Raw genomic sequence first — 22,365 nt, forward strand, 5'->3', positions numbered from 1 at the left:
GGCCGTAGGGCGCTATTGGTAGACTTGACCGCACCAAAACCAGGCATTCCAAGTTGTGAACGATGCTCAGTTGTAACCCGCGACTATTACGCGTTCCTTAATGTTTCCTGAAATTCTGACTGAGTTTGGCGACCGCAAAGAAAAGCGGAGGTAAGTCAAACTCTTGCGAGAATGATCATGCCCTTAAAGCTCATGCCTAGAGCGTAAAATGGTCAAGCAAATATACATATAGGTATCTTGCGTTTGCTCAACCCAAGGTATGGGAGGAGATTTGGTCACACATGCCATACAATCATAAGGAGAGCGCCACTAATATATAGACTTGCCGTTCAGCTTCTTGGCATAAGTGTGGCAAAATTAAGAGTAAAATATGGACCGACCACTCAGGTACGAGCAGGCATACCCGGCGTCGCAACTTCTGCCGGACCTTGAACCTGCCAATGATATTCCGGCTGGGCCGAAAGTCTCGGCGCGGCAGAAGATGTTCGCGCTCAAGCGTGGATTGTCCGAGCGTCAAAGCAAGCTCGGCAGCATTCGTGCAACCACGTTGAACTTCCGCAATATGCACGAGCACGGCACTCTGCTTGCAAAGTACCTTGAGACCCGAAAGGCAATCTTCATAGACCGGCTGAAGTGGCAGATCGGCGAAGTCGATGGGATGGAGTTCGATCAATACGATACCCCAGCCTGCCGCTGGGTGATCCTGCACGAATTTGGCGAGGTGATTGGCGGGGTGCGGTTGCTGCCGACTTCGGCGCGCTGTGGCATGTACACTTATATGCTGCGGGACGCGCAGAAAGGCATCCTTCCGGGAATGCCTACAGACGTTCTGTTTTTTGAGGCTCCGGTAAATCCGAAAGTTTGGGAGGCGTCGCGCTTCTTCATCGCTGACAGTGTTCCGTCAGCACGCAGGATGGCCGTACAGCACGAACTGTTTTATCAGATGACGGTGAACGCCGAAAAAGGCGGTGCATCACGGATACTGGGAATTGTGCCGTCCATCTGGGCGCGTTGGTCGCGGCGTTTGGGCGTAGGGGCCGCACCCGTTGGTGCCAAGTTTGCGATCGAGGGAAGCTACAGCCAATCCGTGCTGTTTAATATTAAGAACGATTCAGACTGATCCGCCGCGATTTCTCGATAACAAGAGTGAATTCTGGCGCTTTTCGACGGCGCCCGGATCTGATAGAATACGCAGTAAGGTCAAGCCGTTTGGCATGCGCGCGCAGAAGCGCGTTTTGGACTTGAATTAACTATTTGATTTGACTTGTAAAAAATACGATCGGGGCACGGCATTGTCGAAATCCGCCCGTTGCCCGACAAAATAACGTCAAGAAATGAACAACATTTAGGGGCTTTTCCGGGCTTTTTGCCGCTGTTTCGTCCCACTCACTGCCTAGGCTAAGGGCGTTAATGAGGTCAAATGCGGTTCACCAGTCATGAAACATACGAACCCGGGAAAAGAACAATTCCAGCGTAAGCTGGAAACCCGCGCGCTGCAGAAAAGAACACTAAGAGTGCTTGCCGTCGACGACGAGCCGAGCATTTTGGAGTTGCTGCAGGCGGCACTGGCTGAATTCGAAAACTATGAAATCTCGGTCGCGGGTTCAGCCAGCGAAGCGTTGCAGGCCATAGAGTCGTCTGAGACACCGTTTGATTGTTTCCTGCTTGATATTCAGATGCCCGAAACAAACGGCATCGAATTGTTGCGCCGCATTCGACAAATCCCGGAACACGCGGAAACCCCGGCCATCATGCTGACCGCAATGAGTGGCCGCAAATACGTGGAAGACGCGTTTTTGCAGGGTGCGTTTGATTATGTCAGCAAGCCTTTTGATTTCTTTGAGTTGCGCAGTCGAATGCACGCGGCCCACTTGTTGATGCAGGAGAGGATCAAGGCGCGCAGGACATCTGCGTCGGTGAAAAATCTCCGCGAAGAACTGGACCATAATCAGCAATTCAGCTTCGAGGACCCGCTTACCATAGATGGGCTTGAACGCTGCTTGAAATATGTCGAGTTCGACAACTACATCGAACAACTTTCAAGAGGCCGTCTTTTTGAATCCTGGGTGACCGCTATCAAACTTCAGGATGCAGAGTTCCGCTTTGATCTGAACGATTTCGGAGGCTTCCGGCGCACGATGGCCGATCTGGGCCGTAGTATCGAATTGACAACCGGGAACTCTGAGGCCGTGTTTTCCTACAGGGGAGGCGGCGCCTTCCTTGTGGTTGTTCATGGGCGGGATCGGGCGGCCGGGTTGCCCAAGGAAGACCAACTCAATCATGTTTTCAGTGACACACTCGGTCGACGGGGTGCCTCTGGCTATATGAGGGCTGTGATGAGCCCGCCGGTTTCAATGCGTTCAATTTCCAAGACAGGTGCGTTTGCTGCAATGAATAATGCTATCGAAAAAGTTGACGGTCGCGAAAAGGCTCTTCGAAAGGGGACCGAAGTCGAGCCCCAACAAAGATGCGAAGTCCGAGTAGGGCGCAAAGAAAAATCTCAGAAAAGACTTTTCGACACGGTTCTGCGCGAGATGTACGGAAACGAAACCTATCTGGCGGGTAAATAGTCTCGCCACCCTTGTTTCCATCAGGACCCTGCGGGGACTTCTTCCGCGTTCAAGATCAATGGACCGCTGGTCCGCATTGTAAATGTGAGAACAGGTTCTGGCATTTCGACATCTGACAGCGAAAAATGTATCCGCCTCAGGACTGAAGCCATCAAAATCATGATCTCGGTTTCAGCGTACTGCGCGCCAATGCAAATTCTGGGTCCGGCTCCGAATGGAATATACTGGCCGCGGGGTGGTGGAGTTCCCATAAATCGCTCGGGGCGGTATTGCGCGGGATCTTCCCACAACATTTCATTCCGATGCAGCGAATAAACTGGGAAGAAAAGCGCATCCCCTTCTTCAATTTTGACATCTTTGACCTGAATGGCCTCGGAGGCGTCACGGGCGAAGAAGGCCGCAGACGGGTAAAGGCGCAGGGTTTCCTTGATGTGGGCCCGAAGCAGCGGCAAATGCTCCAGATGAGAAAACTCAAGCTTGCCTTCGGGACATACTGTCCGAATTTCGTGCCGGATACGGGTTTGCATCTCTGGGTTCAGTGCCAGCAGGTAGTATCCCCACGCCAAGGCATTGGCCGAGGTTTCGTGGCCAGCGACAACAAAGGTCAGCAGGTTGTCGACGGTTGTCTCGGCATCCTCAAAGTCTTCCTTCAACGCATCAATCATCAGGTCGAGGAAGTCTTCTGGTTCTTCGCGGTTTTCCGACCGGCGCAGTTCAATAACATGCCGGGCCAGATCGCGCATGTCCGTGACCGGAGCCTTACTGCTAAGCCATTTCTTGCGAGGAAGCCATTTCGGAAGACCCATTAAATCGAACAAGGACAGGTCTGAAATATAGTTGAAATAGGCGATAAGCCCGACGCGAATTTGCTCGGAGCTGACTTCTTCGTTCCCCGAGAAGATGACCCGTGAAATGTTTGTCAGCGTAGAAGCGGGCGCGATCTGCGAAACGTCGACCGGCCCCTCGTTTTCGGCAAGAGACTCGGCAACTTCATACCCGGTCTCGGCAAAGTGGCGGGACAAAACAGGCAGGTTTCTGGCTGCAAAAAGCGGAGAATAACGGTGTCTTTGTTTGCGCCACTTTTCGCCTTCCGACAGGATCAGGCCGTTGCCGACCGCAGATCCGATAATGTCCTTTGTGAACTTTGCCTTTGGGAAATTACGGCCGCCTCCGACAAGCAGTTCGGTGACCATTTCCGGGTCGCAAATGTAGTGGATGTTCAGAGGCCCACGCACATAGGTCTGACGAAGCGTTTCGGCCGGAATGACTTCTAACATGTTCCGACCAGCGGATCGCGCGAACTGAAGCAACGTTACCGGCTTTTCAGCGAGCTTCGCTGAAACCGGCGTCACGTCGAACTGTTCCATCTGACGTTTCCCAATTGTGGTCAAAACGCGGTCCCTTTTCGCTTTTCGCCGGTTATTGGGAATATTTACGTGGAGAAAGTTCAAAAAAGCAATGAGTTAGTGATCTTAGACGAGATTGATTGGCCTATTTGGGGGAAACAATTCAAGACGTATGCAATTGTGCAACGTTCAACTAGGCGGGACAATTCTTAATAAGGTTCGGGAGTATTGCCAAACTGTGAACTAAATTCCGACCAACTACGTCCTCATTGTGCCGGTACAGACATCCTGAGAGGCAAAGTAATGAAGACACCGGGATGACGGCAATCGACGCATCGCAACAGGTTCGGGACTCGGGTGAGCCCGACGACAAGCTGCTGCAAAATATCAAAGACTATACCGCCATGAGCTTTGCGCTGCTGTGGCAGCGGCAAGCGATTTTTCTGGCGACCACGATACTTACAGGCTTTTTCTTCGACCCTCTCAACGCCCTGCTGTTTTATGGCACAATCCTGATCTGCGAAGCGCAGGACCTGTACCTGGCAAAACGGGTTGCGCGCCTAAACCCGGATGAACGCGGCGCAATCGCGGTGATGGTCGCCTGGATTTTGTTGAATACAATCCTCAGTTCCACCGCGATATGCTTGTACGCTGTTTCGGTGGCGCTTGAGCAGCCTACCGGCGGCCACTTCACCCCTTTGTTTTTCCTTTTTGCCGCTGCCCTGTTTGCCGCGATGAACAACCACCAGTTTGTGTGGGCGATGATCGTGCGACTGGCCATGTACGGTGTTTCGTTCATGGTCATCGTGGTTCGGGATATCTGGGTTGAACAACCTGACTTGTCTTCGGATTTGTGGCTGCACTTTTTCACAGTCGTTTTCGTGATGTACTTTTTGATCGACTGCTCGTTGGTCTTTCTCAAGCTCTACCGCAAAAACCTCGAACAGCTTGAAAAACTGAAAGAGGAACATGAGCGCACCAAGGCAGCTTACATCGCAAAAACTCAGTTCATCTCGACTGTGAGCCATGAATTGAGAACTCCTCTGACCTCGATAAAAGGCTCGCTGGACCTGATAAACTCCGGGGTCATGGGCGAGGTGCCGGAAAACATGCAAAACCTGATCGCCTTGGCGAGCAAAAACAGCGAGCGTTTGGCGTCCCTTATTAATGACGTTCTGGACATTCAAAAGATGGAAGCCGGCGAAATGGTCATGCGCCAGACGATGATTGAGGTCGCCCCGCTGGTTCAAGAGGCGATTGCCTGCAACCTTGGCTTTGCCAGCGCGCATGACGTGGAACTTGTCGAGGACGCACCTGAACAGCAGGACCTGTTGATCAAGGGCGATGCATCCCGCCTTATTCAGGTTCTGACCAACATGATCTCTAACGCGGCCAAGTTTTCGTTCGAGGGCGGAACTGTGACAGTCGGGTTCAAGAAGATCGGACCACGGGTGCGGTTGTTCGTGAAAGACCAAGGTGTGGGCATTCCCGAAGGTAGCCGGGACAAGGTCTTTGATCGCTTCTCTCAAATTGACTCGTCCGATGAGCGCCACGCCGGAGGCACCGGGCTTGGGATGAACATTTCCAAGGAAATCGTGGAACAGTTCGGCGGAACGATCGACTATTACAGTACCGTAGGTGTGGGGACTGAGTTTTTCGTAGAATTCCCGATTGTTGACGGGAAAAGGGGCGCAAGTCGCGCGTTTTCAAGAAAGCCCGATGCCGCTTGATGAGGCTTCTCCGCGACCCACGCGGTGCTTTGTCGACGGTTTAGTTAGCGGCTTGCCGAGCCTACCCAAACCGTTGCCACGGACGAAGCCGACCTGTGCGCCTCGTAGCGAACAAGGCCAAAGCCGCTGACCTTGCTGCATTGGCGTGTCTCTTGCGCGAGCCAGCCAAAACCTTTCTTCTGGCGGTCTGAGCCCTGCTTGTAAGAGGTGGTCATATGGCAAAGTCTCACGGGACGGAAACTCGGTTGCTGGTTGTTGTAGCGCCAAGTTTCAATTTGGCTGCAACAATGGGTTTCATAGATCCTTTTCGGGCCGCCAACTACTTGGATGGAAAGCCGTATTTCAAGTGGGAATTTGCCTCGGAAACAGGTGGTTACTGTGTTTCCAGTAACGGCAGCGGGATCGACACGGTGGCGTTGGATCAAGTCGCAACCAAGGGCTATGACGTTGTCATCATCTCGTCCAGTTGGACGCCGGAAAAACACGTGACAGCACATATCGCAAAAGCTCTGCGACAGTGGGCGCGCAATGGCGCGACATTGGGGGCGCTGGATACGGGTGCCTTCATTTTGGCGCAGGCGGGGTTGTTAAACGGAAAGAAGGCAACAGTGCATTATGAGCATATAGACGCCTTTCAGGAGCTGTTTCCGGACGTAGAGGTTGTCGAAAACCTGTTTGTGCTGGATGGCAATCGTATCACCTGTTGCGGAGGAACTGCCGCTGTCGATTTGGGGCTGCAAGTTCTGCAGGGCATCCATGGAAGCGCCTTGGCGAACGCTGCGGCGCGGTACGTTTTCCATGACAGATTGCGCGGTCCGTCGGACATGCAGCAGCCGGAGACAAACGAGCCATTGGGGACGACTGTCCCGGCCAAGCTGAGAACGGCGATTCAGGTGATGGAAGCCAACCTTGAAGAGCCCCTACCGGTTCCAGAAATCAGCAGGGCGGCGGGCCTTTCGCAGCGTCAGCTTGACCGGTTATTCTCAACCTACATCAAGAAAACACCTGCCTTGTATTATCGGGACATTCGTCTGGACCGCGCGCGTGGGCTGGTCACCCAAACGGACATGCCGATCGCCGAAGTTGCGATGGCTTCTGGATTTGCCAGCCAAGTGCATTTCAGCCGGTCGTACAAGCAAAGGTTTGGGCTGCCCCCAAGTCAGGATCGGATCGAAGGCCGCGTTCCCTTTGAGTTTCGCGCCTGGCCTATGCATCGCAAGCCTCTGGCGGGGTGATTGCAGATCGGTTGATGTCGGAAATTATCATTTTCGCGGCGAGAAAAGTTTAGAAAGTCGCGGAGCTTCGGCCGAATATATCAGCGACTACCCGACACCAGGTTCAACAGCGGCCCAGATAAGTGGAGTGACCGATGAGCGAGCTTCCCTCGAAAACCCAGTTTGCGCGAATTTCAGATGGCTTCAGCCCTGATCCTTTGAACACCAGTTCCTTGAAGGCAGAAGCCTATGTTGATCCGGCATGGCACCAAGTGGACCTGAACGAAATCCTTGCTAAGACATGGCAATGGGTGTGCCATGTCGAAAAACTACGGGCGCCGGGGTCTTTTGTGACAGTTGAGATTGCGAACCGCCCGATTGCCGTTGTCCGCGACCGCGAGGGGACGCTTCGCGCATTCTACAACGTGTGCAAGCATCGCGCGCATCACCTGTTGTCTGGCGAGGGCGAGACCACTCGGATCATGTGCCCGTACCATGCGTGGGTTTACAAGCTGGACGGACAGCTTGTCCGTGCGCCGGAAACCGAAAACCTGACGGGGTTTAACACGTCGGACATCTGTCTGGATCAGGTTCAGGTCGAGGAATTCGCAGGCTTCGTGTTTGTGAACCTCGACAATGACGCGCGTCCGCTGACCGAAGTTTCGGGCGACTTGCAGACCGAGATACGCCACTGGGCACCGGATATCGAAGACCTAACCTTTGGGCACCGGCTGACCTATGACATCAAGTCGAACTGGAAGAATGTCGTCGACAATTTTCTGGAATGTTACCACTGCCCAACCGCCCATAAGGATTTCTGTGATCTGGTCGATATGGACACCTACAAGGTGACAACCTACGGCATTTACTCCAGCCACATGGCCGAAGCCGGTAAAAACAGTAACACCGCATATGACGTGTCCAACGCAACCGTGCGAACGCATGCGGTTTGGTGGCTGTGGCCCACGACCTGCCTGATGCGGTATCCGGGGCGGTCTTCGATGATCGTGCTGAATATCATTCCGGTGGGCCCGGACCGGACGCTGGAGACTTATGATTTCTATTTGGAAACACCCGAGCCTGACGAGGCCGAGCTTGAGGCGATCCGCTATCTGGATGAGGTTCTGCAACGCGAAGACATCGATATCGTTGAAAGCGTCCAACGCGGGATGAGCACTCCGGCCTTCACGCAGGGTCGTATCGTTCACGACCCCAGCGGATCGGGCAAGTCGGAACATGCCGTTCACCACTTTCACGGTTTGGTGCTGGATGCTTACGCGAAGGCCGCGCCGTGAACAGGCCCAACATTGTTGTGATCATGGCTGATCAGTTGGCACCCCATTTTTGCGGAGCCTACGGGCATCCAACTGTGAAAACCCCGCATATTGATGCGCTGGCGCAGCGCGGGATGCGGTTTGATGCGGCCTATTGCAACTCGCCGCTGTGTGCTCCGTCGCGTTTTGCCTTCATGTCCGGGCAACTGATCAGCCGGATCGCGGCCTATGATAACGCCAGCGAGTTTCGCGCCTCGGTCCCGACGTTTGCGCATTACCTTATGTCGCTGGGATACAGGACGTGTCTGTCTGGAAAAATGCATTTTGTCGGACCGGACCAGAAGCACGGCTTTCAGGATCGGGTCACGACCGACATCTACCCGGCCGATTTTGCCTGGACGCCGGACTGGGAAGCACCGGACGAGCGGATCGACAAATGGTATCACAACATGCAGACCGTCAAGGAAAGTGGCGAGGCAATCGCCACCTTCCAGACGGATTATGACGACGAGGTTGAGTTCGCAGCCCGCCGCTGGCTGATCGACCGCGGGCGAGAGCGCGCAGGCGGGGATGTCGCGCCGTTTTGTCTGGTGGCCAGTTTCATACATCCGCATGACCCCTATGTCGCAAAGCCAGAGTGGTGGAATTTGTATTCCGCTTCAGATGTGCCGATGCCGGATTTTACCCTTACTCCGGACGAGCAGGACCCGTTCTCGCGCCGCGTAATGGATGGGATCGAGGCAAGCTATATCCCTCTGACCCAAGAAGAAATTCAAAGGGCGCGCCGAGCGTATCTGGCGAATGTCAGCTATTTCGACAGCAAGGTCGGGGCAATGGTGCGTGCGCTGAAGGATATTGGTGAACTGGACAATACGCTGGTTGTCGTCACAGCGGATCACGGCGACATGTTGGGGGAACGTGGCCTGTGGTATAAGATGAACTTCTTTGAACACTCGGCCCGCGTGCCGTTGATCATGGCCGGGCCGGGTGTGGTTCAAGGTGTGGCTGGCAACGCCTGTTCTCTGGTCGATCTGCTACCAACCTTTGTCGATTTCGCGGGTGGTACAGCAGATATCTTCGGAGAGCCCATAGACGGCCGTTCGTTATTGCCCCTTGCGCGTGGAGAGTATGACCCGGTGGACGAAGCCATTGGCGAGTACTGCGCCGAGATGACACCATACCCGGTTTTCATGATCCGCAGAGGGGCGTTGAAATACATTCATTGCGACCCGGATCCACCGCAGCTTTATGATCTGGCGTTGGAACCGCACGAAAAGACCAATCTGGCCGCTGATCCTGCTTATGCGTCTGTTGCCAAGCAATTTGCTGCAGAGGTCGTAGAGCGTTGGGACAGCGAGAGCCTGCGCGCCGATGTGATCGCCACGCAGAAATCTCGCCGTGCCCTTCATGCGGCGATGGTGGCAGGAGCAGGCGAGACGTGGGATTACAATCCGCCACGCGATGCCTCGCAGGAATACGTGCGCAATCACATGGACTGGACAGTGGCCGCAAAACGGTACCGGTATCCGCCGTTGAAGGAGAACTCTGAATGATGCTGAAGGGGAAAACTGCACTGGTCACAGGCGGGCGCGGTGGAATCGGGCGGGCGATCGTGGCCCGGTTCCTGCGGGAGGGTGCGCGGGTCTATGCCGCAGACTTAACGCCAGAAGGGTCGCTTGCTGCCCACGACGACGATGGCAGCATCTTCGTTAAACTGGACGTTACGCAAGAGGCCGACGCGGTTGCAGCAATGGCGCAAGTCGGGCGCGAAGCGGGGCAGCTTGATGTGCTTGTAAACGCGGCTGGAATCGAGATCGAAAAGACCATCGAGCAAACGACGCTGGAGGAGTGGAACCTTTCGTTCGCTGTGAATGTGACAGGAACTTTCCTAACTGCCAAACACGCGCTGCCGCTGTTGCGAGAGGCGGCACAAGGGACAACCGCTTCGATCATCAATTTCGGCAGTTATGACGGATTTATTGCTGATCCCGGTCTTGCCGCATATTGCGCAACCAAGGGGGCCGTACATGCGCTGACAAAGGCGATGGCCTGCGATCACGGACCCGAGGGAATTCGTGTCAACGCCATTTGCCCGGGTTATGTTGATACGCCGATGCTGCAAAGTTTCTTTGCAGGCGAAGGCTCTGGCGGGGGCGGTCAGTCCATCGACCAGTTGCAACAGGCCGTTCGGGACGTGCACCCCATGCGCACTTACGGAACGCCCGAAGATATTGCCAATCTGGTCAACTGGCTGGCCTCGGACGAGGCACGCTACGCCAGTGGACAACTTTGGGTTCTGGACGGAGGGCTGAGCGCGCAGGTTCAGCAGATGAAGCTATGAGCACGCTACTCACTCATGCCGTGGAAGCGTCGGTGAAGCGGGATCGGGCCGCGATAGGTCCGTCGATGCGCAGCAAACCTGCACATTGGTTCAACGTATGAGGGTCGTGCAGTGATGCGGTTAGCAGGAAAAACAGCATTCGTGACTGGTGGGCGGCAGGGAATTGGCCGCGGAATTGTTGACGCTTTCGCACGCGAAGGCGCGTCAGTGACGACATGCGGCCGTGGGCCAAGACCGGACGGGTTGAAGGACGACATCATCTGGATATCGCTTGACGTCACCGACGCTTCTGCCGTGGACGAATTGGCAACCTCGATCAAAGACCTGAGCATCCTTGTGAACAACGCAGGCGTGCAGGTTGAAAAGAATGTGGTCGACAGCTCGGAAGCAGATTGGGACGCGGTGGTTGGAACGAATTGTAAAGGCGTATTCAACCTCTGCCGCGCGATTATCCCGCGAATGGCAGAGGGCGGCTCGATCATCAACATCGGTTCGATATCAGGAATGGTCGCGGATCCCTCGATGGCCTTGTACAACGCATCCAAGGCCTTTGTGCATGGGCTCACCCGATCAATCGCAGTCGATCACGGGCCGAGGCTGCGCTGCAATGCGATTTGCCCCGGCTGGATTGAAACAGGGATGTTGGACGCCGGGTTTGATCTGGCGAATGACCCCGACGCTGCGCGTCGCGACGCGCTGGCGCGGCACGCTGTTCGAAGGTTCGGCAAGCCACAGGATATTGCAAACATGGCGGTCTGGCTGGCTTCGGACGAGGCAGGTTTCGCGACTGGTCAGTTGTTCACTGTTGACGGTGGCATGACTGCGGCTTCGCCCCTAAATCCGGGATTGTTTTGATGGATATTCAGCATACGGCCTGTCTTGGCGGCGGTGTTATTGGCGCAAGTTGGGCCGCATTGTTCCTGGCTTCGGGGCGGTCCGTTGCGATGTTCGACCCTGATCCGCAAGCTGAAGGAAAGGTGCGCAGCTATATCGCTGACGTCTGGCCGTCTATGGAGGAACTTGGTCTTGTTCGAAACGGAAACCCGGACGCGATCACCTTTTGTCACCATGCGACGCAGGCCGTGGAAGGTGCTGGTTTTGTGCAGGAAAATGTACCTGAGCGGCTCGACATCAAGCACGCAACCTTCCACTTGATCGAACCTGCGTTAGAGCAGGATGCAATTGTCGCAAGCTCTGCTTCCGGCTTGACGCTGGGACAGATGCAAACCGGATGGGCGGACCCCTCACGCTTTGTCTTGGGGCACCCGTTCAACCCGCCGCATTTGATTCCGCTGGTTGAAGTGCAGGGAAACGACAAGACGGCTTCGGGCGTTGTCCAAGCTGCGCAGGGATTTTACGAAAGCCTCGGCAAAACGACGATCCGAGTGAACAAAGAGGTGCCGGGGCATGTGGCCAACCGCCTGCAGGCTGCACTCTGGCGCGAGGCCATTCACCTTGTTGTCTCTGGCGTTGCGTCGGTTGAGGATGTCGATAAGGCGGTCTGGGCTGGACCGGGTCTGAGATGGGCGGCAATGGGGCCGACCATGTTGTTCAATCTCGGGGCAGGAGAGGGTGGTCTGGAAGCGTTCTGCGACCACTTCTCAGACACGTTCAACGGATGGTGGGATGATCTGGGTCAGGTCCATTTGACGGATGATGTGAAACGGCAAATGACCGAGGGTGTTCAGGCGGCGTCACAGGGGCAGACGCCTGCTGAACTTTCCAGAAAACGCGATACGCTTATCGTTTCCGTGCAAAAGTCCGTATCAGGGTTGCGATAAAGCACGGCCCTTATCCCGGACCTAGTCAGCCGTCGTCTGCCCACCGGTCTTGCGACGGCCAGCCGCGCGGAGTTTGTCGGCTGCGCTGTCGCTCCACTCTAAACGATCCTCGCGGCTTTCCAGCGTTTCAACCCGATCAGCATCCAGCGTGAACGTCGCCCGCATTGGCATAAGGCCGTCCACGACAACCATCTGGTGGTCGGTCGGATCAATGTTCAACTGACCCGTCAAACGGACAGGTTCGTGAAAATAGGCAGGTGTCCAATCACTGTTCAGCCTGACCCGGATCATCTGGTTCGGCGGAGGAGGGGGCATGTGGCTGCACATTCCCCGTTGGGGGACCAGATACGCAATCTGGCGACCTTCTGCGTCGGGCGGTGCCGGGATTGCAAATCCCGCAACGGTTATGTTTTTGCCGTCAAATACCGGATTTCCTGCGTTCGCCGCTTTTTCCCGACGCTCCATGACGACGTGACGCTGGTCAAGCAACCAGTCGATGTCGATGCCGCCTGCGGCCAAGGCAGCTTCGGTTTCGTCCAGCATCTCTTGCCAGTTCTGACGTTCGTCTCTGGTTCCGCTATCCTGTTGTAGCCTGCCGCGCAGTCGGACGACAAACAGCACATCATCGAATTCTTCGGGGCTCAGGTCGCTGTAGGGGTCTTCAAAGACTTGGGCGATCGGGTCGGGGAGGTCCGCCCAGTCAACCGAAACACCAGCCGACGCACCACTCGCATGAAGTGATAGCGCGACACTCGCGACAGCCAAACCTTGAGCCCATTTCTTCAACAACAACGACTTTTCCCGCATTTCTTGCTTTCGCCACTCATAATATAGGTCACTTTGAGCCTGGAGAAGGCGGATAATTTCACCACCCAAGGTCAAAACAATCTTTTGATCCCGCGAGCGCCCATCCAAAGGGTCGTTCACTCACCCGCATATTGGTCGGCCTGAGTATAAATCGCCGCCTTAACTGCGACTTCGCTTTAGTTTCGCGCGTGCCGTTTCCCGCCTGATTTTCGCAAAGGCCGTCCTTAATCGAGGTAAATTTTTAAGTTTTGCCAAAACCCACTCAAAGAAAGTATAATTACTGAGCTTACTGTTGCTCTGGCTGGTTTTGGCCGTTCGCGTATTTGTTGTTTGTAAGAGTATTGTGGTTACCGATGGCTTCACAGAAACGAACTGTTAAGCGGCGGCACGTTTTTGGTGTGCTGGCCGCCATTGTTTTGATACCGCCGATCACACGGGTTGGTTTCCTGCGGATTAAGGACAACCCTCTTCCACCTGTTGCAGACCCCAAACCTGTCCTAGTCGATGGCTGGTTGCTGGACGAAAGCGATCTCGACGGTGGAGAGGTGTCATGATCCTCGACGCACGAGGCGACATTCCCGCATTGGATGACCGCTACGATTGCTGCATCGTGGGTGCCGGGCCTGCAGGAATGACGCTTGCCTTCAAACTGGCAGAATCCGAGCAACGTGTTCTTTTGCTTGAAGCTGGCGATTGGGAAGTGACCTGGGAATCTCAGGACCTGTACGAAGGGGAAAATCTGGGGTTGGAATACTACCCCCTGTCTGCCCCGCGGCTTCGGGCCTTGGGTGGAAGCACGGGGCATTGGGGCGGGGTGTGCCTGTTGCTGGACCGTTCTGATTTCCTGCCGCGCGATGATGTTCCGCTAAGTGGCTGGCCAATCCGCTTTGAAGATCTGGTGCCCTATCAGGAAGAGGCGGCAAACCTTCTGCAAACCGGTCGCTTCAGCGCGGATATTCGAAAGCCCGTTGATGACCTTGGAAATCTGGAGATCGTTGAACAGCGTTTCAGTTCCGACCGCCAGTTTCATGATGTTCGAAATGAAGACCCCGTTCGTTTTGGTGTCTCTTTTCAAGACAGATTGAAGAACACTCCGAATATTGATCTGGTCCTGAACGCCAATGTCGTGGGGTTTGCGGTCGATGGTGATACAGGCCGTATCACCCAGGCGCAGGTTCGCAATTATGAAGATGGGCAGGGCGTGGCCACGGCCGACCGGTTTGTGTTGGCATTGGGCGGCATCGAAACCAGCCGCATGTTGCTGCACCTGAATGCGGGTCACGAAAATCGCTTTGGCAACCAGAACGATATGGTCGGGCGGTGTTTCATGGAACACCCGATTATCGACAACGACACCTACTTTATTACCAAGCGGCTCTATTCGCACTCACCCACATGGGAGCTTGAACGCCTGTTGCGCCGGTCCCGGCCTGAACTTTTGCTGAGTCCCAGTCACGATCACATGCTCAAGAATGGATGGCTGAATTCTGCTGTGCGGCTGCAACGTCTCAACCCTCTGCCGATCAGAGAAAAAGCAATCGGCGACGCCGAGTTTATCAAGAGCCTGCAATTCGAAGAGGACTACTTCTTTACCGGGACGTCCTTTGTGATGGGGGAACAGCAACCCAATCCCGCAAGCCGAATTGTGCTGACCGAAAATCGGGACAGGTTTGGCTTGGGCATCGTCGGGCTGGACCTGCGGTTGACCGAGAAAGATATCGAAACCCTGCGCGGTTCCACAGCCGAAGCTGCCAAGTTCCTGATCCGCAGCGGGCTTGGTCGAATGCGCGTCGATCCGTCCCTTTGGAATCGTAAGCCGCTGGAACAGTTGCCACTTGACTATTCCAGTCATCATATGGGCGGCGCGCGTATGTCTTTGACATCTGAAACTGGCGTGGTCGACGCCAATTGCAAGGTGCATGGTGCGCCCAACCTTTATGTTGCGGGGTCAGGGGTTTTCCCAACTAGTGGGCATGCAAACCCGACCTTCACGATTGTTCAGCTTTCACTACGTCTGGCCGAGCATTTGGCTGATCCAACCGCCTAGGGTACCGCAGACCGCAAAAGACCGGATAGCCCTAATAAACGGTTGCTTAATCGCGGTGTCCGCTGGCAAATTGCAGTCGCAAGCGGGGGGACATCGAGCACATGCAATCAGGATCGTCGGGCAAGGCTGTTTTTCTGACAGGCAGCCTGATGCGGCACGTCACACGGATGTCGCTGACCACTAGTATCGGGTTGATGGCAATTTTTGCCGTCGACTTCGTGGATATGGTTTTCATTTCGATGCTGGGTAATGACGCGCTGGCCGCGGCCGTGGGATACGCGGGCACTCTGCTGTTTTTTACGAATTCCGTTAATGTCGGTCTTTCGATCGCCGCAGGTGCGTTGGTGGCGCGAGAACTGGGTGCTGGGCGGCCCGAACGTGCAAGGCAGTTCGCGACCAGTGTTGCTATTCTGGGCATATTGTTTGGTTTAATCGTGTCCGCCATCGTGATGATTAACATACGCTTTCTTCTGTCTGCCTTGGGGGCAGAAGGTGAGGTGCTGCGTCTGGCGGCGCGCTACGTGTCGATCATTTTGCCGACCATGTGGGTCATGGCCATGGCGATGGCTGGCATGGCCGTTCTGCGCGCGAACGGGGACGCCCGGCGTTCGATGATGGCGACGATTTATGGTGGGATCACAAACGCTGTCCTGGACCCGATCCTGATTTTCGCTGTGGGGCTCGGTCTGGACGGTGCGGCCATTGCGTCAGTGATCGCACGTATTTGCATGTTGATCGCTGCGATCAGGCCCGCCGTGCGTGTGCACCGCGCGTTTGCGCGCCCGTCGATTCAACAGGTTCTTGGCGATTTCCGCTCGGTACGGGCAATTGCTGTGCCTGCTGTTTTGACGAATGTGGCAACCCCGGTGGGAAATGCAATCGTCATCCGTGAAATCGCCCAATTTGGCACAGACGCCGTTGCCGGTATGGCCGTGATCGGACGGTTGATACCTGTTGCATTCTCGGTCATCTTTGCCCTGTCAGGGGCAATCGGGCCGATCGTAGGGCAGAATTTCGGAGCCGGACAACACGACCGCGTAAAAGAAACCTTTTGGTCCGGGGTCAAGTTTACGGCCGTCTATGTCTGCCTCATGGCTGCAACGCTGTATTTCCTACGCGCACCTATCGCGGACTTGTTCCGCGCGCAGGGGGAAACGCGGGTCTTGATCTATCTTTTCTGCGGGCCTCTGGCGCTTGCGTCATTCTTCAATGGGGTGATTTTCGTCTCCAATGCCAGCTTTAACAATTTGGGTCACCCCGTGTATTCGACCTGGGTCAACTGGGGGCGACACACTTTGGGAACCTGGCCATTCGCCGTGGCTGGTGCCTATATCGCAGGCGCGCCCGGCGTTTTGATCGGGCAGGCACTGGGGGGCGTCATATTCGCGGCGATCTGTATCGTTTTAGTCCGCCGCGTCGTGTCGCGATTGAAGGAACCTCAGCCAGTTGATCCGTTTTCGGGACAAAAACGGCTTCAGGCCCTATTTGGACGGCGCGGTTGGTAGGCAAGGTCAGTCGGACTGACTGCTGCGCGCTTCCAACCTTTCAAGGTTCACCACAGTGGACAGCATGATGCGGTCGTGGCTCCAATCATCTGCCTGACGCACCGAGGCTGCGGCCAATCCAAGCACCATCGCAAACGCGATTGTCAGGCCGAGAAACAGAAGCGGCATGGAAGATTGAACCGAGGGTGCTTCGGCCAAGGCGATTACCCGTTGACGCAGCACTCGTTTTGCCTTGCCTCCCGTTACCAAGGCTACGTTCAAGACGCGTGGGCTTCCTTGAACAACGGTTCTGGCGCAATAGTCCAATAGACAGGTTGTATAGTCACGCGCATTGATACCCCTGCGGGCAACAACGGATTGGTCGCAAGCAAGTTCGCGGAGCCGGTCAAACTGGTATTTCAAAACAACATAGGCCGGGTTCCAGAACAGGAGCGGGCGCATCAATTCAAAACCCAGTTCCCACTCGACATCTCCGGCGCGCACGTGCTGCAACTCATGTGCCAGCGCAAAGCGCAATTCGCGCGGGGTATCAAGAAGATGGCTGGGCAAGACTACATGGCGTCGGCGCAGACCGCGCACCGCAAAAGGTACGGCGATGCGATCAGATAGCCGGATATCTACCTTGGCAGAACGCCGCCATAGATAGCTGCTGTTGATCGTGTTGCGTATCGCCAAAGCGTCATACGCAATCCGAACCGCGTACCCCACCGATATGATTGCAAGAAGGACAATCACAGCAGACACAACCGGATACTCGCCCGAGAAGACCAGATCGCCCCAGCGCTGACGTGTGTTGAGCAGCGCCTCAAACTGAGTGGCTGGCATGGCAATATCGCCTCGCAGATAAGCGGCGACAGCGATATCGCCGATCGCGACAACACCGCGGGCCGATGTCTGAGCGGCCAGTGCGAAAACGCCAAGGGCAAGCGCAGGACTGAGAACAACGCACAGGCACAGCGCCTTAAGCGCACGAAGCTGGATTACAAACCCATGTTGCAAAGGCGTCTTTGCAAGGGCAGCTCTGACCGCCAACCAAACAAATGCTGCCAGAACAAGTACAAGGTTCAGTTCGAGATAGGCATCGAGAACCGGTTTAACCGCCGTCATTTTGCAGTCTCCTTTCTACCAATGCCCGAATTTCCTCTAGATCGGCTTCGCTAAGGCCGGCGTCGTCCACCAGACGCGCGACAAGTGTGGCAGGTGTGTCGTCGAACAAAGTTCGTGACAGGTTCTGCAACGACCGGGCCTGATACCTGTCTTTCTCCAGAAGCGGCGTATAGATCAGCGTCTTTCCGTCCTTGCGGCTTTCGACAAAGCCTTTCTCGTCGAGAATACGCAGGATGGTAGCGCCGGATGTATAAGCGAGATTGCGTTCAGCAGGCAGACGATCAAGCACGTCACGGACCGAGCCCTGACCAAGTGCCCAAAGCTCATTCATGAACTCGAGCTCTACTTCGGTCAGCAGGTTTGTTGTTTTTTTCTTTCGCATCGGTCTTTCGTGTCGCATTTTTTAGTATGCCTGACAGACAAGCATCCTTTCGCTGTTTCGCAAAGCTCAAACTTTCCAGAAGACGAAAATACCCCAGCCGATTGACAGGAACAGCGGTGTCCAGACGGGCTGTCCCACGAACCCCAGCCAGGCAAGAAAGATGTAGGCCGATCCCAATAGGGTGATGAATAGACGATCGCCCAGTGTGGTCGTCAGGCCCAGAACGCCGCGCCGTTCGATCCCGTCGCGGTACTTGGTGGCTTCGAGGACGCCGATCAAAGCAATAGCTGAGAAGATGCCAACAAACACGGCCAGTGTGGCCGGCGTCCATGCCATCCAAAAATCGGGCCAAAGGGGATCCGTCCAGGAAAAACCTTTCTCTTCTTCCTGTCCGACATTGCCCCAACCGGCTTTGGCTTGGGCGAAGGCCGATGAAGGCAGGAAGGGGAGGGTAAGTAGTAGTTTACGCATATCGAACCTCACACACGGCCCATCGCGAACCCGCGCGCGATGTAGTTGCGGACAAACCAGATGACGATGGCGCCGGGGATAATGGTGAGCGTCCCGGCGGCTGCCAGCAGGCCAAGTTCATACCCAGCGCTGGAGGCGGTGCGGGTCATCACAGCGGCGATGGGTTTGGCCTCAACCGCCGTAAGCGTCTTGGCCAACAGCATCTCGACCCACGAGAACATGAAGCAGAAGAACGCCGCCACACCCACGCCCGCTTTGATGTTGGGCAGAAAGATCGTCACGAAGAAACGCGGGAAGGAATAGCCATCGACATAGGCGGTTTCGTCCAGTTCCTTGGGGATGCCGCGCATGAAACCTTCCAGAATCCACACCGCCAGTGGCACGTTAAACAGCGTATGCGCCAGCGCCACAGCCAGATAGGTGTCGAACAGGTGGATCGACGAATAAAGCTGAAAGAAGGGCAGCGCGAACACGGCTGCCGGAGCCATGCGGTTGGTCAACAGCCAGAAGAACAATTGCTTGTCACCCAGGAACCGATAGCGCGAGAACGCATAGGCCGCGGGCAGGGCAACGCAGACCGAAAGTACTGTGTTAAGGGTCACATAGGTGATTGAGTTGATGTATCCCCAGTACCACGTCGGATCCGTAAAGATCGTGATGTAATTGTCCAGCGTAAAGGTCTGTGGAAACAGGGAAAAGCCCGACAGGATCTCGTTCGTGGTCTTGAAGGACATCGCCACTAGCCAATAGATCGGCAGCATCAGGAACGCGATATACAGGATCGGGATAAGGGACCGCTTCTTCATTGCGCGTCATCCTTTGTCATCAGAGTGTAGAAGAGCCATGAGACCAGCAGCGTGATGGCGAAATAGATCAGGCTCATCGCAGCTGCAGGGCCAAGGTCGAACTGTCCCAACGCGATCTTCACAAGGTCGATCGACAGCAAGGTGGTCGAATTGCCGGGGCCGCCTCCAGTCAGAACGAAGGGCTCGGTATAGATGTTGAAACTGTCCATAAAGCGCAGCAGGACGGCGATGGTCAGAACGGTTTTCATCTTGGGAAGCTGGATATAGCGGAACACCGACCACGGGCTGGCTCCGTCGATCTTGGCGGCTTGGTAATAGGCATCCGGGATCGACACGAGGCCCGCATAACACAGCAGCACCACCAGCGAAGTCCAGTGCCAGACATCCATGACGATGACCGTGATCCAGGCCGACAGGGGCTGTTGCGTCATGTCATAGTTGATGCCTAGAACGTCATTCAGGAAATATCCCATCAGGCCGATTTTCGGCAGGGTGAAGATGTTCCACATCGAGCCAACCACGTTCCACGGGATCAGCATCGGCAGGGCCATCAGCACCAGACAGACCGGCACCCAGAACCCTTTGCGGGGCATAGACAGGGCCACGATGATGCCCAAGGGCACCTCGATCAGCAGGATCAGGAAGGTAAAGAGGAACTGCCGACCGAGGGCCGCTTGGAACCGGTCCGAACGCAGGATTTGTTCGAACCAGCCCAGCCCTTCCCAGAAGAACTGGTTGTTACCAAAGGTTTCCTGCACCGAATAGTTGACTACCGTCATCATCGGCACCAGCGCGTTGAATGCGACCAGTGCCAGCACAGGCAGGACAAAGAACCACGCTTTTTGGTTTTCCGTTCTCATTGCGACCGCTCCTCGGTTGCGATCCAGCCGTCGCGGTAGACGCGGGATTGTTCTGGTTTGAATTGCAGAAAGACCTCTGATCCCGGCTCGGGCACACTGTGTTCCGTCACCGCTTTCAGGGCCGTATTGCCGACCATGGCGCTGATCACATAGTGGCGGCCGATATCAGCCACTTTGGTCACATGGGCCGGGATTCCGGTGTCGCCAAAACCCACATACTCGGGGCGAATGCCTAGATCGGTGCGACCTCCGTCGCCGTGAGTGGGGCCTTCCAGCATGACCTCGTGGCCTTCGAAAACGGCGCGGTCGCCTTTGGCCTCGCAGGGCAGAACGTTCATGCCGGGCGATCCGATGAAATGGCCGACAAACGTGTGCTGGGGCCGCTCGAACAGTTCAACCGGCGTGCCAATCTGCACAACTTCGCCTTCCTGCATCACCACCACTTCGTCGGCAAAGGTCAGCGCCTCGGTCTGGTCGTGGGTCACGTAGATCATCGTCGCTTTGACGCGCTGGTGCAGCTCTTTCAGCTTGGACCGAAGTTTCCATTTCAGGTGCGGGTCAATAACGGTCAGCGGTTCGTCGAACATCACCGCGTTCACGTCATCACGGACCAGCCCGCGCCCCATCGAGATCTTTTGCTTGTTGTCCGGACTCAGGCCGCTGGCGCGGGTGTTAAGCATGTCCGTGACGTCCAGCATCTCGGCAATCTCATCGACGCGGCGCTTGATGGTTGCAGGATCGACTCCCCGGTTCTTCAGCGGAAAGGCCAGGTTTTCGCCTACGGTCATCGTGTCGTAGATCACCGGAAACTGGAACACCTGCGCAATGTTGCGCTGATCAGGGGGCAGGGCGGTCACGTCCTGACCATCGAACAGGATCTGCCCCTCGGATGGGGTCAGCAGGCCCGAGATGATGTTCAGCAGAGTTGACTTGCCGCAACCCGACGGACCCAACAGCGCATAGGCCCCGCCATCGCGCCACGTCACGTCGATTTCCTTCAGTGCATAGTCCTCGGGACCTTTCGGGGCCGGCATATAGCTGTGCCTAAGGTTTGAAAGCTTGATCTGAGCCATTAGACAACCCTTTTTCCGTCTTGGCTGAAGTACCGGCAATGCGCTGGATTCATGTAGAAACTATGGTCTTCGCCAACCTGATAAGGGTGCACACCTGCCGCCAATGACACCCAGGCGTCGTCCCCATGTTGGAAATGCGCACTGGAATCCGAGCCCGAAAGCTCGGTCACGATCACGCGGCCCGTCAGTTCTACATCGATGTCAGATGTGCGGAATGGGGTCACCCGGTGCGGGCGGACGGCGACCATGTATTCGCCATCGGCCATGTCCGAGACTGCCCAGCCTCCACCACCTGCAAGCTGCGCCTGCGTGCCTGATACGGTGATGCGCGCCACGTTGATCGGCGGGTCTGAAAAGACGCGCGCAGCCGCGATGTTTTCGGGGTTGCGATAAATATCTGCGGTCGGGCCGAACTGCGTCACACGTCCATCTTCCATCAGGGCGGTGTAGCCGCCCAGCAGCAACGCCTCTTCGGGTTCTGAGGTCGCATAGACCACCACGGCCCCGCGCCCGGCGAACAGATCGGGCAACTGCTCGCGCAGTTCTTCGCGCAATTTGTAGTCGAGGTTGGCCAGCGGTTCGTCCAGAAACACCGCGCGGCTTTCCTTGGCAATTGCGCGGGCCAGCGCAGTACGTTGCTGCTGCCCGCCCGACAGCTCATGCGGGCGGCGGTGCAACATAGGGCGCAGTTGCAGCAGATCGGCTGCCTCTTCCACGCGGCCCTCGATCTCGGATTTCGCCATGCCCGCCACGCGCAGCGGCGAGGCGATGTTGTCGAATACAGTCATATGCGGGTAGTTCACGAAGAACTGGTGGACGAGGCTGATCTGCCGTTTTTGCGTGTTCAGCCGGGTCACGTTCTGCCCGTCCATCAGCACTTTGCCAGAGGCGATCGGGTCCAGCCCGGCCATCATCTTGATCAGAGAGGTCTTGCCTGATCCCGTCGCGCCCAACAGCACATTGAAATGGCCGGTCTGAAGCGTCAGGTTTGTGGGCTTGATGTGGATGACGTTGCCAACCCGTTTGGTGGCGTCTTGAAGTTCGATCATGT

General features: G+C 55.9%; 21 protein-coding genes. 12 read left to right on the forward strand and 9 right to left on the reverse strand.

The window, feature by feature from the left end:
- Positions 1–370 precede the first annotated feature (370 nt).
- Both GOX75_RS02265 and GOX75_RS02270 read left to right on the forward strand, forming a co-directional pair.
- A complete protein-coding gene (locus GOX75_RS02265) occupies positions 371–1,120 on the forward strand; it encodes an acyl-homoserine-lactone synthase (protein ID WP_254428674.1) in 750 nt (249 codons plus the stop codon).
- Between the two features lie 316 nt (positions 1,121–1,436).
- The gene (locus GOX75_RS02270; protein WP_171120914.1) at positions 1,437–2,570 is read left to right on the forward strand and encodes a PleD family two-component system response regulator; all 1,134 of its coding nucleotides are present in this window, start codon (positions 1,437–1,439) and stop codon (positions 2,568–2,570) included.
- A gap of 20 nt (positions 2,571–2,590) precedes the next feature.
- Here the strand turns inward: GOX75_RS02270 and GOX75_RS02275 are convergent, their stop codons facing one another.
- Positions 2,591–3,937, reverse strand: a complete 1,347-nt coding sequence (locus GOX75_RS02275; protein WP_171120916.1) for a cytochrome P450 — start codon at positions 3,935–3,937, stop codon at positions 2,591–2,593.
- A gap of 296 nt (positions 3,938–4,233) precedes the next feature.
- On the opposite strand from GOX75_RS02275, the gene GOX75_RS02280 reads away from it, so the two are divergent.
- The 7 genes from GOX75_RS02280 (at position 4,234) to GOX75_RS02310 (ending at position 12,256) form a co-directional block, all read left to right on the forward strand.
- Entirely contained in the window at positions 4,234–5,646 is a 1,413-nt protein-coding gene (locus GOX75_RS02280; RefSeq protein WP_171120918.1) for a cell wall metabolism sensor histidine kinase WalK, read from the forward strand.
- Positions 5,647–5,861: 215 nt separating this feature from the next.
- Positions 5,862–6,881, forward strand: coding sequence for a GlxA family transcriptional regulator (locus GOX75_RS02285; RefSeq protein WP_171120920.1), 1,020 nt, complete (start codon positions 5,862–5,864; stop codon positions 6,879–6,881).
- A gap of 134 nt (positions 6,882–7,015) precedes the next feature.
- Entirely contained in the window at positions 7,016–8,155 is a 1,140-nt protein-coding gene (locus GOX75_RS02290) for an SRPBCC family protein (protein WP_171120922.1), read from the forward strand.
- Positions 8,152–9,687 carry a choline-sulfatase gene (betC, locus tag GOX75_RS02295; RefSeq protein ID WP_171120924.1) on the forward strand — a complete coding sequence of 512 codons (1,536 nt, stop codon included), beginning with the start codon at positions 8,152–8,154 and terminating at the stop codon, positions 9,685–9,687. The genes GOX75_RS02290 and betC overlap by 4 nt, the downstream gene beginning before the upstream one ends.
- The gene (locus GOX75_RS02300; protein ID WP_171120926.1) at positions 9,684–10,475 is read left to right on the forward strand and encodes an SDR family NAD(P)-dependent oxidoreductase; all 792 of its coding nucleotides are present in this window, start codon (positions 9,684–9,686) and stop codon (positions 10,473–10,475) included. The genes betC and GOX75_RS02300 overlap by 4 nt, the downstream gene beginning before the upstream one ends.
- 114 nt (positions 10,476–10,589) lie before the next feature.
- Positions 10,590–11,330 carry an SDR family NAD(P)-dependent oxidoreductase gene (locus GOX75_RS02305; protein ID WP_171121688.1) on the forward strand — a complete coding sequence of 247 codons (741 nt, stop codon included), beginning with the start codon at positions 10,590–10,592 and terminating at the stop codon, positions 11,328–11,330.
- On the forward strand, positions 11,330–12,256 hold the full coding sequence (locus GOX75_RS02310; RefSeq protein WP_171120928.1) for a 3-hydroxyacyl-CoA dehydrogenase NAD-binding domain-containing protein: 927 nt from the start codon (positions 11,330–11,332) through the stop codon (positions 12,254–12,256). The genes GOX75_RS02305 and GOX75_RS02310 overlap by 1 nt, the downstream gene beginning before the upstream one ends.
- A gap of 21 nt (positions 12,257–12,277) precedes the next feature.
- Here the strand turns inward: GOX75_RS02310 and GOX75_RS02315 are convergent, their stop codons facing one another.
- The gene (locus GOX75_RS02315; protein WP_171121689.1) at positions 12,278–13,063 is read right to left on the reverse strand and encodes a DUF3299 domain-containing protein; all 786 of its coding nucleotides are present in this window, start codon (positions 13,061–13,063) and stop codon (positions 12,278–12,280) included.
- 353 nt (positions 13,064–13,416) lie between these two features.
- On the opposite strand from GOX75_RS02315, the gene GOX75_RS02320 reads away from it, so the two are divergent.
- From GOX75_RS02320 to GOX75_RS02330, 3 genes are all read left to right on the forward strand, one after another.
- The gene (locus GOX75_RS02320) at positions 13,417–13,617 is read left to right on the forward strand and encodes a hypothetical protein (protein ID WP_171120929.1); all 201 of its coding nucleotides are present in this window, start codon (positions 13,417–13,419) and stop codon (positions 13,615–13,617) included.
- Positions 13,614–15,110, forward strand: coding sequence for a GMC oxidoreductase (locus GOX75_RS02325; RefSeq protein ID WP_171120931.1), 1,497 nt, complete (start codon positions 13,614–13,616; stop codon positions 15,108–15,110). The genes GOX75_RS02320 and GOX75_RS02325 overlap by 4 nt, the downstream gene beginning before the upstream one ends.
- A 101-nt stretch (positions 15,111–15,211) precedes the next feature.
- On the forward strand, positions 15,212–16,615 hold the full coding sequence (locus tag GOX75_RS02330) for an MATE family efflux transporter (protein WP_254428675.1): 1,404 nt from the start codon (positions 15,212–15,214) through the stop codon (positions 16,613–16,615).
- A gap of 6 nt (positions 16,616–16,621) precedes the next feature.
- Here the strand turns inward: GOX75_RS02330 and GOX75_RS02335 are convergent, their stop codons facing one another.
- From GOX75_RS02335 to GOX75_RS02365, 7 genes are all read right to left on the reverse strand, one after another.
- Positions 16,622–17,722, reverse strand: a complete 1,101-nt coding sequence (locus tag GOX75_RS02335; RefSeq protein ID WP_171120933.1) for a M56 family metallopeptidase — start codon at positions 17,720–17,722, stop codon at positions 16,622–16,624.
- A complete protein-coding gene (locus GOX75_RS02340; protein WP_171120934.1) occupies positions 17,709–18,104 on the reverse strand; it encodes a BlaI/MecI/CopY family transcriptional regulator in 396 nt (131 codons plus the stop codon). The genes GOX75_RS02335 and GOX75_RS02340 overlap by 14 nt, the downstream gene beginning before the upstream one ends.
- A 66-nt stretch (positions 18,105–18,170) precedes the next feature.
- Complete coding sequence (locus tag GOX75_RS02345; protein WP_171120936.1) at positions 18,171–18,575, reverse strand: DUF2160 domain-containing protein; 405 nt, start codon at positions 18,573–18,575, stop codon at positions 18,171–18,173.
- Positions 18,576–18,583: 8 nt separating this feature from the next.
- A complete protein-coding gene (locus GOX75_RS02350; protein ID WP_170410573.1) occupies positions 18,584–19,381 on the reverse strand; it encodes a carbohydrate ABC transporter permease in 798 nt (265 codons plus the stop codon).
- On the reverse strand, positions 19,378–20,241 hold the full coding sequence (locus GOX75_RS02355) for a carbohydrate ABC transporter permease (RefSeq protein ID WP_170383538.1): 864 nt from the start codon (positions 20,239–20,241) through the stop codon (positions 19,378–19,380). Before GOX75_RS02355 ends, GOX75_RS02350 begins: the two co-directional genes overlap by 4 nt.
- Positions 20,238–21,314, reverse strand: coding sequence for an ABC transporter ATP-binding protein (locus GOX75_RS02360; RefSeq protein WP_171120938.1), 1,077 nt, complete (start codon positions 21,312–21,314; stop codon positions 20,238–20,240). Before GOX75_RS02360 ends, GOX75_RS02355 begins: the two co-directional genes overlap by 4 nt.
- Positions 21,314–22,363, reverse strand: coding sequence for an ABC transporter ATP-binding protein (locus GOX75_RS02365; protein WP_171120941.1), 1,050 nt, complete (start codon positions 22,361–22,363; stop codon positions 21,314–21,316). Before GOX75_RS02365 ends, GOX75_RS02360 begins: the two co-directional genes overlap by 1 nt.
- Between the last annotated feature and the right edge of the window lie 2 nt (positions 22,364–22,365).

Origin of the sequence: Ruegeria sp. HKCCD7251 (assembly GCF_013031165.1) — a bacterium.
Lineage (GTDB): Bacteria > Pseudomonadota > Alphaproteobacteria > Rhodobacterales > Rhodobacteraceae > Ruegeria.